Genomic DNA, 13,550 nt, shown 5'->3' on the forward strand with positions numbered 1-13,550 from the left:
GGTCGGGCGTGCGTGGCAGGGTGTGGCCCATGACATCCGCCGTGCTCGTGCTGGCCGTCGTGACCACCGGGCTCTACGCCGGTGTCATGTACGCCTTCCAGTTCATCATCATGCCCACGCTGGGCCGGGGCTCGGACGCCGAGTTCACCGCCGTCATGCGGCGCATCAACCAGGTCATCGTCAATCCGTGGTTCCTCGTGCTGTTCCTGGGCATCGTGCTGTGGCCGCTGCTCGCCGTCGTCCTCGCCGAGGAGAAGCTGCTCGCCGCCCTGGCGCTGGGCTGCACGGTGCTCGCGCACCTCGTCACCGTCGCCGGCAACATCCCGCTCAACGAGGCGCTCGGCAAGGCCCCCGTCGCCACCCCCGAGGAGCGGCTCGCCGCCCGGGAGGCGTTCGAGGCCCGGTGGCTGCGGCTGCACGCGGTGCGGACGCTGCTGTGCGTGGTCGCCGCCGTGCTGCTGGCCTGCGCCGCGCTCGCGCGGTGAGCACCGGCGGTCGAAGCGGCGGTCGGGCCGTGACCTGCGCGGCGGCGGGAATCAGAGGGCGTGCGCGTGTGTTCTGATCGGTGCTGAAGACGCACGTCGATCCGAAGGAGCGCGAAGCCATGGCGGGCACCGTCACGATGTACAGCACGACCTGGTGCGGCTACTGCACCCGGCTGAAGGGCCAGATGAACCGCGAGGGCATCGCCTTCACCGAGGTCAACATCGAGCACGACCCGGACGCCGCCAAGCTGGTGGAGAGCGTCAACAACGGCAACCAGCTGGTGCCGACCGTGGTCGTGGTGCCCGCGTCGGGCGGCGAGTCGGTCGCCCTGGGCAACCCCTCGATCGCGCAGGTCAAGGCCGCTCTGGACAGCTGAGGTACGAAGGGGGGCGGGCCGGGCGCTCGGACGGGCGCCCGGCCCACCCGCGTCACCAGGGCCGCGCCGTGGGCAGCGGCTCGCCGTACCAGAGCTCTATCAGCCGGGCCGCGATCGAGATCCCCGAGGGGGGCAGGACCTCCCCGGTGCCGAACGCGGTCCGCAGCTCCTCGCGGGAGAACCAGCGCGCCTCGTGCAGCTCCTCGCCGTCCACCCGCACCTCGGTGGAGGTGGCGCGGGCCAGGAAGCCCAGCATCAGGCTGGCGGGGAAGGGCCAGGGCTGGCTGGCGACGTACTCCACCTCGCCCACCTCGACGCCGGCCTCCTCGAAGACCTCGCGCCGCACGGTCTGCTCGATCGTCTCGCCCGGCTCCACGAAGCCCGCCAGTGTCGAGAAGCGGCCCTCGGGCCAGTGCAGCTGGCGGCCCAGCAGGAGCCGGTCGTCCGCGTCCGTCACCGCCATGATGACCGCCGCGTCCGTACGCGGGTAGTGCTCGGCGCCGCAGGCCGGGCAGCGGCGGATGTGGCCGGCCGCCGCGATGGCCGTGCGCTCGCCGCAGCGGGAGCAGAAGCGGTGGGTGCGCTGCCAGTTCTCCAGCGCCACCGCGTGCGTCAGCAGCGCCGCGTCCCGGTCGCCGAGCAGCAGGCCCGCCTCGCGCAGTCCCGCCGGGCGGGCGGAGTCGTCCATCCGCCCCGGGAGCGAGTCCTTCTGCAGGGCGAAGTAGCGCACGCCGTCGGGGTCCGTGCCCAGGAAGTAGCGGTGCTGCTCGGTGGGCGGGGCCTCGAAGGCCGGTGTCATGACCAGCGCGGTGCGGCCGTCGGGGGTGTCGTCGATCAGCGCCTGGCCGCCGGAGACGACGAACACCCGCGTCGTGGGATGGCTCCAGGCGGCGGCGAGCCACGCCTCGTCGAGGCGGTGGTGGGCGGCGCGGTCGATGCCGCTGCCGCCGGTCAGCGCGACCGGCCCGATGCCGTACGCCGTACCGCTGCTGATGGTGGTCACTTCGCTCCCCCTGTGGTGTGCTCCGCGGCGCCGCCGGCCAGTTCGTCCCAGAGCAGGGCCGCCGTCTCCGCGCCCTTGGCCAGCAGGTCCAGCTCCACCTTCTCATCGGGCGCGTGCCAGCCGTCCGAGGGGACGGAGATCCCGAGGAAGAGCACCGGGACGCCCAGCACGTCCTGCAGGTCGGCCGCCGGTCCGGAGCCGCCCTCGCGGGTGTAGCGGATGTCCGTTTCGAAGGCGCGGCCCATGGCGCGGGTGAGGGCCTGCAGGGCGGGCTCGTCGAGGGGGGTGAGGCAGGGGCGGGTGGTGCCGGTCCAGGTGGTCTCGTGGTCGATGCCGGCGGGGAGCCGTCCGGCGACCCACTCCTCGACCGCCTTGCGTACCCGCTCGGCGTCCTGGCCGGCGACGAGGCGGAAGGAGAGCTTCAGGAACGCCCCGGCGGGGATGATCGTCTTGCCGCCCGGTCCCTGGTAGCCGCCGCCGATGCCGTTGACCTCGGCGGTGGGGCGGGCCCAGATCCGCTCCAGGGTGGAGTAGCCGGCCTCGCCCAGGGCGGCGCGGGAGTGGGCGGTGGCCAGCCAGCGCTCCTCGTCGAAGGGGAGCTGGGCGAGGAGTTCGCGCTCGCGGTCGGTGAGGTCCACCGCGCCGTCGTAGAAGCCGGGGATCGCGACGCGGCGGTCCTCGTCGTGGAGGGCGGCGGCGAGGCGGGCGGCCTCGGTCGCCGGGTTGGGGACGGCGCCGCCGAAGGAGCCGGAGTGGATGTCCTGGGCGGGGCCGCGCAGGGTGATCTGGCACTCGGCGAGGCCGCGCATGCCGGTGCAGACGGTGGGGGTGTCCTTCGCCCACATGCCGGTGTCGGAGACGATCACGGTGTCGCAGGCGAGGCGGGCGGCGTGCTCGCGGACGAGGGCGGCGAAGTTCGGGGAGCCGGACTCCTCCTCGCCCTCGATGAGGAGCTTGAGGTTCACGGCGGGGGCGCTGCGGCCGGTGGCGTGCAGGTGGGCGCGGACCCCGAGGGTGTGGAAGAGGACCTGGCCCTTGTCGTCGGCCGCCCCCCGCCCGTACAGCCGGCCGTCCCGGACCGCCGGCTCGAAGGGCTCGGTGCGCCAGCCGTCCTCGCGGGCGGCGGGCTGGACGTCGTGGTGGCCGTAGATCAGGACGGTGGGGGCGTCCGGGTCGCCGGAGGGCCACTCGGCGTAGACGGCGGGGAGGGGCGTGCCCTCGACCGCTGGGGGTGTCCAGACCTCGGCGGTCGGGAAGCCGGTCGCTGTGAGCTTTCCCACCAGCCAGGCGGCGCTGCGGGCCACGTCGGCGGCGCGCTCCGGGTCGGCGGAGACGGACGGGATGCGGATCCACTCGCTCAAGTCGGCCAGGAGGGAGGGGAATTCCTCCGCGACGAAGGTACGGACGGCGTTGTCCGGGGCGCTGCTCATACCCCGAGCATAGGGCCCTCACCCGACAGCAGATCTTCCAGCTCAGCCCGTCCGGGCAGTCCCTGGGGCCGTACGACCTCGCCCGTGCGGACGTACAGGAAGGCGGCGGAGACGTCCTCGGGGGGGATGCCCCACTCGTCGGCCCAGGCCAGTCGGTAGACCGCCAGCTGCAGGGGGTCGGCGCCGCCGCCGCGGCCGGTCTTCCAGTCGACGACCTCGAAGCGCTCCGCGCCGTCGCGGTAGACGGCGTCGATGCGGCCGCGCACGATCCGGCCGGCCAGCGTCAGCTGGAAGGGGGCCTCGACGCGGAAGGGGGTGCGCCGGGCGTACGTGCTGCGTTCGAACGCCTCCTTCAGCTCGGCGAGGTCGCGCTCGTCGGCGATCCCCCCGTCGTCCTGCGGGAGCCAGTCCTGCGCGCCGGGCAGCTCGTCGGGGCCGAGCATCGGCAGCGGCAGCTCCTCGAAGCGCGACTCCACCCAGGCGTGGAAGCGGGTGCCGCGCCGGGCGGCGGGCTGGGGGCGGCGCGGCAGGGGGCGGGCTAGCTCGCGGGCGAAGCCGTCCGGGTCGGCGGCCAGGTGCAGCAGCTGGGAGGCGGTGAGGGTGCGCGGCAGCGGCACGTCGAAGGAGGTGGCGCGGGAGGCGCGCAGCTCGGTCTCCAGGGCCTCGATGTCGCGGTCCCAGGAGGCGAGCCGGCGGGCGGTCTCGGGCTCGGGGGGTACGGCTTCGCGGCGGGGGGCGGGGAGGGAGGGCGCGGGGTGGGCGGGCGCTGGGTGGGCGCTGTGCGCGGGGGCCGGCTCGGGGCCGGCGTGCTCCGCCAGGTACGTCTCCACCGCCCGCGCCGCCGCGCGCCGGCGCTCGGCCGCCGCCTCGTCCAGCGGCAGCGGCCACAGCCGCTCGGCGCCGCCCTCGGCCAGCGCCGGGTTCTCGGCGTCCTCGGGCGGCTCGGCGGCCCATGCCTCCACCTCGCCGTGGCCGCGCTCGCAGTGCTCGCGCAGGGCGTCGAGGAAGGGCGAGGGGCCGCGGCGGCGCTTCTGCGTCGGCCCCCACCAGTGCCCGGAGCCCAGCAGCATCCGCCGGGGGCGGGTGAACGTGACGTATCCCAGGCGCAGTTCCTCGGTCCGGGCGTGCTCGCGCAGCTCCGAGCGGAACTCCTTCATCCCCTTGGCCGTCCACTCACCCGTCCCGGGCAGGGTGTCCGCGTCGCCGCGCAGGGAGTGGGGCAGCACGCTGCCGTGCGCGGTCCACGCCTCGCGCGCCCGGGTGCTGGGGAAGTGCGAGGTGACCAGGCCGGGGACGGCGACGACGTCCCACTCCAGGCCCTTGGACTTGTGCGCGGTGAGCACCTTCACGGTGTCCGCGCCGTCCGTGGGCAGGGCGGCGTCGAGGCCCTTCTCGTACTGCTGGGCGGTGCGCAGGAAGCCGAGGAAGGCGAGCAGTGTCGCCTCGCCGTCGAGGGAGGCGAAGCGGGCCGCCGTGTCGAGGAAGCCGCCGAGGGTCTCGCGGCGGCGCGCGGCCAGGGCGTGCGGGGAGGCCGACAGCTCGACCTCCAGGCCGCTCACCGCCAGCACCCGGTGCAGTACGTCCATCAGCGGGTCGGCCAGGGAGCGCCGCAGCTCGCGCAGCTCCGTGGCCAGGCGGGCGAAGCGCACCCGGGCCTCGGGGGAGAAGGGCAGGCCGTCCTCGGCGTCCTCGCCGCCGTCGACGAAGGTCTCCAGCGCGTCCGCCAGCGAGGACACCTCCGCCGGGTCGACGCCCTGGGCGGCGGCGGTCAGGCGGGCGTCGGGGTCGTCGGTGTCCCGGGTGCGGACGTGCACCAGCAGCCGGGCCCGGCGGCCCAGGAGCGCCAGGTCGCGGGCGCCGATCCGCCAGCGCGGGCCGGTCAGCAGCCGTACCAGGGAGGCGTTGGCGGTGGGGTCCTGGAGCACCTCGCACATGGCGACCAGGTCGGCGATCTCCGGCAGGTCCAGCAGTCCGGAGAGGCCGACGACCTCGACGGGGACGTCCCGTTCGACCAGGGCGCCCTGGATGGCGGCGAAGTCGCCGGCGGTGCGGCAGAGCACGGCGATCTCGCCGGGGGGCGTGCCCGTACGGACGAGGTGGGCGAGGGAGTCGGCGAGCCAGGCCAGCTCCTCCTCGTGGGTGTCCAGCAGGGCGCAGCGCACCACGCCGTCGTGCTCGGCGCCCGGGGCGGGGCGCAGGGCCTCGACGCCGGCGTGGCGGGCGCGCAGCGGCTCGGCGAGGTCGTTGGCGAGCCGCAGGAGGCGGCCGCCGCTGCGGCGGTTCTCGCTCAGGGAGTGGCGGCTCGCGGGCGGGAAGTGGGCGGGGAAGTCGTCGAGGTTGGCGACGGAGGCGCCGCGCCAGCCGTAGATGGCCTGGCAGGGGTCGCCCACGGCGGTCACCGCGTGGCCGCCGCCGAAGAGGCCGGCGAGCATCCGCCGCTGGGCGACGGAGGTGTCCTGGTACTCGTCGAGGAGGACCACCCGGAACTCCTCGCGCAGCTGCCGGCCGACCGCCGGGTGCCCCTCGGCGAGCTGCGCGGACAGCGCGATCTGGTCGCCGAAGTCGATCAGGTCGCGGCCGCGCTTCTCCCGGCGGTACGCCTCCACCAGCCCGGTCAGCTCCAGGCGGGCCTGCGCGGCGCGGGGGATCTTGCGCAGGTCCTCGTTGCCGAGGGGGACCTCCGCCAGCTCGCGCAGCAGCCGCAGGTCGTGGGCGCGCAGGGCGGCGGGGGCGACGAGGTGCTCGCTCAGCTCGCCGTCCAGGGCGAGCAGGTCGCTGACGAGGGTGGCGAGGGGTTTGACGAGCGCGGGGTAGGGGCCGGGGCCGGCGCGCAGCACCTTGGCGGCGAGCTGGTAGCGGGTGGCGTCGGCGAGGAGGCGGGCGCCGGGCTCCAGGCCCAGGCGCAGGCCGTGGTCCTGGAGGAGCTGTCCGGCGAAGGCGTGGTACGTCGAGATCCGCGGCTCCTCGACCTGCTCGGCGCCCGGAAGGAGATCGGGGTCCAGGACGCCGGCCTTCGTCAGCGCGGTGCGTACGCGCTCGGTCAGCTCGCCGGCTGCCTTGTTGGTGAAGGTCAGGCCCAGCACCTGCTGGGGGGCGACCTGGCCCGTACCCACCAGCCAGACGACCCGCGCCGCCATCACCGTCGTCTTGCCCGAGCCGGCTCCGGCCACGATCACCTGCGGGGCGGGCGGGGCGGTGATGCACGCCGTCTGCTCCGGGGTGAAGGGGATCCCGAGGAGCTGCTTGAGCTGCTCGGGGTCGGTGATACGGCTGGGCACCGGGAGAGCCTAGCCGTGCGGTCGGACAGCGGTGTGCACTACCCCGGAGCGTGGGACGTACGGGAAGCGGGGTGGTATGGGACCCCTACAGCGCGCCCTTGCGGCTGAGGTACGTGAAGCTCGCCCACCCCGGCAGGACCGGCAGCCAGAAGGTCAGCAGCCGGAAGAGCAGCACCGCCGAGAGCGCCGTGTCCGGCTTCAGCCCCGCCGCCGTCAGACCGGCGGTCAGCGCCAGCTCCACCGCGCCCACACCGCCGGGGGTGGGGGCCGCGGAGCCCAGCGCGTTGCCCGCCAGGAAGACCACCGCGATGGCCGGCAGGGTCAGCTCGCCGCCGAAGGCGCGGATCGAGGCGTCCAGGCAGAGCACGAAGAACGCGGTCAGCAGCAGCATCCCGCCGATCCCGGCGAGGAGCTTCTTCGGCCGCTGTACGAGGTCCAGCATGCGCGGTACGACACCGGCGAAGAGCGAGCGCACCCGGGTGGAGACGAACCGCCGCAGGATCGGCACGGCGGTGAACACCAGCACCAGGACGGCCGCCGCGAGCAGCCCCGCGATGACGGCCCGGGAGGCGGAGAGGGAGGGGGTGCGCTCCGTACCGGTGAGGTAGCCGGTGACCAGCAGCAGCAGGATGTGGCAGCCGAGCCCGAAGAGCTGCGAGGCGCCCACCGACGCGACCGCCAGGCCGGGGCGCACGCCCGCCCGCTGCAGGAAGCGGGCGTTGAGCGCCACGCCGCCGACGGCCGCGGGGGCGACCAGCTTCACGAAGGAGCCGGCGACCTGCGCGAGGACGGTGCGCAGGAAGGAGACCCGTTCGGGGACGAAGCCCAGCAGGCTCATCGCGGCGGCCGGATAGGTCGCGGCGGAGAAGAGCAGCGCGAGTGCCACCCAGCCCCAGTTCGCCTGTTCGACGATCTTGTCGAGGTCGACGTGGGTGAACTGGATGAAGAGGAAGTACGCGGCGAAGACCCCGGCGATGACGCTGATCAGCGTGCGCGGGCTGATCCGCTCCAGCCGGGCGGGCTCGACGGGCGCCTGGGGGCGTACCAGCAGCACCTGGTGGCGGATCTGGGTGAGCAGGTCGTCCTCGCGGGCGTTCTCCAGCGCGTCCTCCAGCTGCTTCTTCTCGGCCTTCATGGACTTGCGGTCCATGCCCTTGGCGGCCTTGGACGCCTCCAGTACGGCCTCCCGCTCGCGCTCCTTCTGCGCGCGCCCCAGCCGGCGCAGGGTGCCGCGGGTGCCGCGGGTGAGGGCGATGGGCTGGAGCAGCGGGAGGCTGTCGGCGACCGCGTCGGGGCCGAGGGTGCGGACGGCGGAGGTGACGGCGCGTTCGGCGCCCACGCGCAGGGCGAGCGTCACGAGCAGCTGGGCGATGTCCATCCGCAGCATCACGTCGCCGGCGGCGATCTCGCCGCTGCGGAGGTCGGTGAGGTAGATCGTGCCCTGGGGTGCTTGGGGTCCTTGGGGTCCTTGGGGTCCTTGAGGTACTTGGGGTCCGTCGGGTCCCTGGGGTTCGGCGGGGTTGAGCAGGACCGCGTCCCCGTCCAGCCGGCCGTGGGCGATGCGCCGCGCCTGCAGGGTGCGCACCTGGTCCCAGGTCTGGCGCAGCAGCCCGTCGGTGATCTCGTCGTCCGCCAGGGCGTCGAGGGTGCGGCCGGGCACGTACTCGTAGACGAACATCACCGCGTCCGGGCCCAGCTCGGAGGCGGCGAGCAGCTCCGGGGTGGTGCAGCCGGACGCCTGGGCGGCGTAGGCGGGCAGCGCCTCCTCCTCCAGCAGCTGGCGCAGCGGCTGGATGCTGCGGCGCTGGTAGATGCCGCGCAGCGAGAGCCGCCGCCAGGCGCGGTAGAAGAAGCCCTGGGCCTGCTGCTCGCGGTCGATGACGGTGACGGAGAGCGCCTCCGCGCTGTCCTCCAGGGTGACGAGGTAGCGGCGGCCGCGGTTCTCGTGCTCGCTGTCCGCCTCGGTCCGCGGCTCCTCCGGCAGGTGCGCGGTGACCGGGCGGAAGCCCAGGCGGCGCAGGCCCGCGAGGAGGTGGCGGCCGGTCGGGCGGACGTTGGGGGAGCCGACCGCGTAGAGCGTGCCGTAGGCGACGGTCCAGCCGATGAGGACGGTCAGCAGCATCGCGACGGGCGTGGAGTAGCCGCCGATGAGGACGGTGACGCCGTCGAGGATCAGGACCGCCCACATCAGGACCTGCCAGCCGCTGCGGCGGGAGAGTCCGGAGGCCGTCATGTACGCGATCACGGGCGCCAGGTAGCCGTGCACCGGATCGGTGCGCTCCCCTATCCCGCCGCCGGGCACCTGCTGGGTGAGCGCCACCTGCACCGCCTCGGGGGCGTGGCCGGTGACCCACAGGGAGATGCCCAGGGAGACGCCGTGCGCGAGGACGGCCGCCAGCACGCCGTCGGCGATGCGCAGGCCGTCGCGTTTGATGAGCCGGTCGATGGCGAAGGCGACGGGGACGACGAGGACGGCGACGCTGGAGACGAAGCCGCCGATGCTGACCAGGACGGAGGGGGCGGAGCGCGCCCCCTTGCTGATGTCCTGGCCCAGTCCCTCGGTGGTGGCGTTGGCCACCGCGGCGATGCCCAGGACGGCGATGATGCCCAGGACGCCCAGCAGCAGCCTGATCAGGTCGGCGGGGCGGTGCACCCGGGCGGGCAGCAGCGGCTCGTCGCCCGGCACGCTCTCCGCCTGGAGCGGCTCCTCGGCCTCCCCTTCGCCCCCCTGCGCGGCGCCCTTCGTGCCGTCCGGCCCGGCGGTGCGGGCAGGCGGCCGCGCCGGATCGCGCCGCTGCGCACCGGTGGCCTTGTCCGTACCGCCCCTGGTGATGGCTTCTCCCTCGTCCGTCGCGCCGTGGATCACCGGCCGGCTCCTGTGGGGATGCCGTCGGGTGCATGGTGGCATGACCTGGCTCCGGCCGGATGCATCCGGGTCGGTTGTCGGTGGCATGGGGCACCATGTGCGGAATGAGCGAACCTGGATCCGAACAGCTCCCGGACTACGCGGACCGGGTGCTGGAGACCGCCGAGAGCATCCCGCCGGGCCGCGTGCTGACCTACGGCGACGTGGCCGGGCTGCTCGGCGAGGGCGGCCCGCGCCAGGTCGGCCGGGTGATGGCGCTGTACGGGGCGGCGGTGCCCTGGTGGCGGGTCGTGCGGGCGGACGGGCGGCTGCTTCCCGGCGAGGAGCTGCGGGCGCTGGAGCACTACCGGGCGGAGGGGACCCCGCTGCGTACGGCTGCGGCGGGCCGCTCCGGCGGCAGCGGCTCCGGGACCGCGCGGCACATACCCCGCCTCGACCTGCGGGAGGCCCGCTGGGACTGCGACGTGACGGATCTCCCCGACCTTCTGCGCGGGCCCTCCCCCGACTGACCCCCGGGCCGACCGCTGCCGCCGCGGCTCGGCAAGCACCCCCTCCCCTGGGCCGTACGGAGTACCGTTCGGACCCAGGCACCTCCACCGGCACAGGCGATACACGTGAGCGCTCCCTCCCCCACCGCGACTGCGGCCACTTCGCCGTACCGGCTGGTCAAGACACCAGTCGTGGCGGCGGAGCCCCCTGTCCCGGACCGGGGGCAGCGTGCGGTGCTCGACCATGATTCCGGACCGCTGCTGGTGCTGGCCGGTCCGGGTACGGGAAAGACCACGACGCTCGTGGAGGCGGTGGCCGAGCGGATCCGCAAGGGCACCGAGCCGGAGCGGATCCTGGTGCTCACCTTCAGCCGGGCGGCGGCCGTGGAGCTGCGCGACCGGATGGCCGCGCGGCTGGGCTCGGGCGCCGGCTCCGCCGCGACCCCGCAGGCGACGACCTTCCACTCCTTCTGCTACGCGCTGGTGCGGGCGCACCAGGGTGCCGACCTCTTCGCCGAGCCGCTGCGGCTGCTCTCCGGTCCCGAGCAGGACGTGTTCGTACGGGAGCTGCTGGCCGGAGTGGCCGCCCGGCCGGGCGCCCTGCTGGGCGACGGCACTCCGTGGCCCGACGAGTTGCGGGCCTGCCTGACCACGCGCGGTTTCGCCGACGAGGTGCGCGCGGTGCTGGCCCGCAGCCGGGAGCTGGGGCTGCGCCCCGAGGAGCTGGCCGCCTTCGCCGGGCGCTCGGGGCGCCCCGACTGGGCGGCGGCGGCTGCCTTCCTCGCGGAGTACCTGGACGTGCTGGATATGCGGGAGGTGCTGGACTACAGCGAGCTGGTGCACCGCGCCGCCGTGCTGGCGCGGCGTCCGGAGGTGTCGGCGCAGCTGGCCGCGCGCTACGACGCGGTCTTCGTCGACGAGTACCAGGACACCGACGCCGCCCAGGTGCGGCTGCTGCGGGAGCTGGCCGGCCAGGGCCGCACGCTGCTGGCCTTCGGCGACCCCGACCAGTCGATCTACGCCTTCCGGGGCGCGGACATCGGCGGGATACTGAACTTCCCCCACGTCTTCCCGCGCCGCGACGGCACGCCCGCCGACGTGGCGGTGCTGGGCACCTCGCGCCGCTCGGGCCGGGTGCTGCTGGACGCCACCCGCGAGCTGACCCGCCGGATGCCGCTGCCGCTGCTGCCCGCCGAGACGGTCCAGGCCCACCGTGCGCTCGACGCGGTGCGCGGGGGCGGAAGGGTCGAGGTGTACACGTACCCGACGCCGGGCGCCGAGCTGGACAACGTGGCGGACATCCTGCGCCGGGCGCATCTGGAGGACGGGATCGCGTGGGGCGAGATGGCGGTGCTGGTGCGCGCGGGCGGCCGGAGCATCCCCTCGGTACGGCGCGCGCTGACCTCCGCCGGGGTGCCGCTGGAGGTCTCCGGCGGCGATCTGGCGCTGCGTCACGAACCGGCGGTGGCGCCGCTGCTGCTGGCGCTGCGGGTGGCGGCGGAGGGGGCGCTGGGGGCGGATCGCGGCGGGGTGCCCGCAACGGAGGCGGAGGAGGCGCCCGTTGCGACTGCGCAGGCGGCGCCCGTAGCGGATGGGAGGGGGGATCCCCTCCTCGAAGAGCTTGGGGAGGAGCCGCCGCCGGAGAGTGAAGAGGGCGCCGAGGGCGAGGAGCTTGAGGGCGCGACGTCTCAACTCCCGTCCCTCGACGCCGAGACCGCCACCACCCTCCTCATGTCCCCCCTCGGCGGCCTGGACGCCGCCGACCTGCGCCGGCTCGGGCGCGCCCTGCGCGAGGAGGAGCGGGCCGGCGGCCGGTCCGTGCCGCGCCCCTCCGACGTGCTCGTCGCCGAAGCCCTCGCCGATCCGCGCCGCCTGGTCGCCCACGAGGGCGCGCACGGTCGCGGTGCGCGCCGTCTCGCCGCGCTGCTGGCCGGCGCGCGCTCGGCGCTGGCCGGCGGCGCCACCGCCGAGGAGGCGCTGTGGCTGCTGTGGGACGGCACGCCCTGGCCGCAGCGCCTGGAGCGGGCCGCCCGGCGCGGCGGTGCGGGCGGGCGCAACGCGGACCGCGATCTGGACGCCGTCTGCGCGCTCTTCGAGACCGCCGCCCGCGCCGAGGAGCGCGCGGGCGGGCAGGGCGCGCTGAACTTCCTGGAGGAGGTCGACCGCCAGGACATCGCCGCCGACGTGCTGAGCCGCCGCGCCGCCCGCCCCGACGCCGTCCGGCTGATGACCGCGCACCGCTCCAAGGGCCTGCAGTGGCGCCTGGTGGTGGTGGCCGGGGTGCAGGAGGGGCTCTGGCCCGACCTGCGCCGGCGCGGCTCGCTGCTGGAGGCCGACCGCATCGCCCCGGACGGCATCGCCGAGCCGCTCCCGCCGGGCGCGCTGCTTGCCGAAGAGCGGCGGCTGTTCTACGTGGCGGCGACCCGGGCCCGCGACCGGCTGGTCGTCACGGCGGTGAAGGCGGCGGCGGAGGACGGTGAGACGCCCTCGCGCTTCCTGGGCGAGCTGGGCGTGGAGCCGAAGGACATAGCGAGCCGCCCGCGCCGCCCGCTCAACCTCACCGCCCTGGTCGCGGAGTTGCGCGCCACGACCGTCGACCCCGACGCCGACCCGGGCCTGCGCGAGGCGGCGGCGCGCCGGCTGGCCTATCTGGCGGCGCTGAACGACGACGGGCAGCCGCTGGTCCCCGCCGCCCATCCGCAGCGCTGGTGGGGGCTGGACGAGCCGACGCGCAACGCCGTGCCCGTACGCGACCCCGAGCAGCCCGTCGCGCTCTCCGGCAGTGCGCTGGAGCTGCTGGTCGACACGTGCTCGCTGCAGTGGTTCCTGGGCCGCGAGGTGAAGGCCGACACCCCGGCCAGCTCCGCGCAGGGCTTCGGCCTGGTGGTGCACGCGCTGGCCGACGAGGTCGCCTCGGGCCGTACCCCCGCCGATCTGGACGTGCTGATGGAGCGGCTGGACACGGTCTGGGAGGGGCTCGCCTTCGACGCGCCGTGGAAGTCGGCGCAGGAGAAGGAGAACGCGCGCGCCGCGCTGGAGCGCTTCCTGCGCTGGCACGTGCTGGAGCGCGGGGGGCGCCGGGCGGTCGGCTCCGAGCACGGCTTCGACGTGACGCTGAAGGCGGGCGAGTTCGAGGTACGGGTGCGCGGTTCGATGGACCGGGTGGAGGAGGACGCCGAGGGCCGGGCGTACGTGGTGGACTTCAAGACCGGCAAGCAGAAGCCCTCCGGCGCCGAGATCGAGCGCAACGCGCAGCTCGCCGTCTACCAGGCGGCCGTCGCCGCGGGCGCCGCCGACGAGCTGTTCGACGGGCGCACACCGCGGTCCGGCGGGGCGGAGCTGGTGCACCTGCGGCTGCCCGCGCCGGTCCGCGAGGGCGGCGAGACGATGCCCGCCGTCCAGCACCAGGAACCCCTGCCCGACACCTGGACGGGTGAACTTCTCGCCACCGCCGCCGCCCGCGTCCTCGACGAGCGCTTCCGCCCGACGCCGGGCGCCCACTGCTCGACGTGCGGTTTCCGCAGCTCCTGCAGCGCGCGCCCGGAGGGCCGCCAGATCGTGGAGTGAGGGCGCCGCGGCAGGGCGCGGCGGCGGGGGTCCCGCCGTGTGATCGGATGTCAGAT

8 protein-coding genes are annotated in these 13,550 nt (G+C 75.1%); 4 read left to right on the forward strand and 4 right to left on the reverse strand.

What is annotated here, in order from left to right; translation table 11 throughout:
• Window positions 1–29 precede the first annotated feature (29 nt).
• Window positions 30–485 carry an anthrone oxygenase family protein gene (locus ACFQLX_RS16815; RefSeq protein WP_386415914.1) on the forward strand — a complete coding sequence of 152 codons (456 nt, stop codon included), beginning with the start codon at window positions 30–32 and terminating at the stop codon, window positions 483–485.
• Window positions 486–604: 119 nt separating this feature from the next.
• The gene (locus ACFQLX_RS16820) at window positions 605–862 is read left to right on the forward strand and encodes a glutaredoxin domain-containing protein (protein ID WP_386415915.1); all 258 of its coding nucleotides are present in this window, start codon (window positions 605–607) and stop codon (window positions 860–862) included.
• Between the two features lie 52 nt (window positions 863–914).
• On the opposite strand, the gene nudC is transcribed toward ACFQLX_RS16820, so the two are convergent.
• The 4 genes from nudC to ACFQLX_RS16840 all read right to left on the reverse strand — a co-directional run bounded on the left by nudC (window position 915) and on the right by ACFQLX_RS16840 (window position 9,481).
• Window positions 915–1,856 (reverse strand): NAD(+) diphosphatase, encoded by a 942-nt coding sequence (gene nudC, locus ACFQLX_RS16825; protein WP_386416020.1) that lies wholly within the window; start codon window positions 1,854–1,856, stop codon window positions 915–917.
• A gap of 5 nt (window positions 1,857–1,861) precedes the next feature.
• On the reverse strand, window positions 1,862–3,295 hold the full coding sequence (locus tag ACFQLX_RS16830) for a M20/M25/M40 family metallo-hydrolase (RefSeq protein WP_386415917.1): 1,434 nt from the start codon (window positions 3,293–3,295) through the stop codon (window positions 1,862–1,864).
• Window positions 3,292–6,573 carry a UvrD-helicase domain-containing protein gene (locus ACFQLX_RS16835; RefSeq protein WP_386415918.1) on the reverse strand — a complete coding sequence of 1,094 codons (3,282 nt, stop codon included), beginning with the start codon at window positions 6,571–6,573 and terminating at the stop codon, window positions 3,292–3,294. The genes ACFQLX_RS16830 and ACFQLX_RS16835 overlap by 4 nt, the downstream gene beginning before the upstream one ends.
• 85 nt (window positions 6,574–6,658) lie before the next feature.
• The gene (locus ACFQLX_RS16840; protein WP_386415920.1) at window positions 6,659–9,481 is read right to left on the reverse strand and encodes a flippase-like domain-containing protein; all 2,823 of its coding nucleotides are present in this window, start codon (window positions 9,479–9,481) and stop codon (window positions 6,659–6,661) included.
• A gap of 62 nt (window positions 9,482–9,543) precedes the next feature.
• Here ACFQLX_RS16840 and ACFQLX_RS16845 point away from each other — a divergent pair, with 62 nt between their 5' ends.
• Both ACFQLX_RS16845 and ACFQLX_RS16850 read left to right on the forward strand, forming a co-directional pair.
• Entirely contained in the window at window positions 9,544–9,948 is a 405-nt protein-coding gene (locus ACFQLX_RS16845) for an MGMT family protein (RefSeq protein WP_386415922.1), read from the forward strand.
• Between the two features lie 99 nt (window positions 9,949–10,047).
• Window positions 10,048–13,494, forward strand: a complete 3,447-nt coding sequence (locus ACFQLX_RS16850; RefSeq protein ID WP_386416022.1) for an ATP-dependent helicase — start codon at window positions 10,048–10,050, stop codon at window positions 13,492–13,494.
• Window positions 13,495–13,550: the final 56 nt, after the last annotated feature.

This window comes from Streptomyces polyrhachis, from assembly GCF_042663125.1.
Classification (GTDB): Bacteria; Actinomycetota; Actinomycetes; order Streptomycetales; family Streptomycetaceae; genus Streptomyces; species Streptomyces polyrhachii.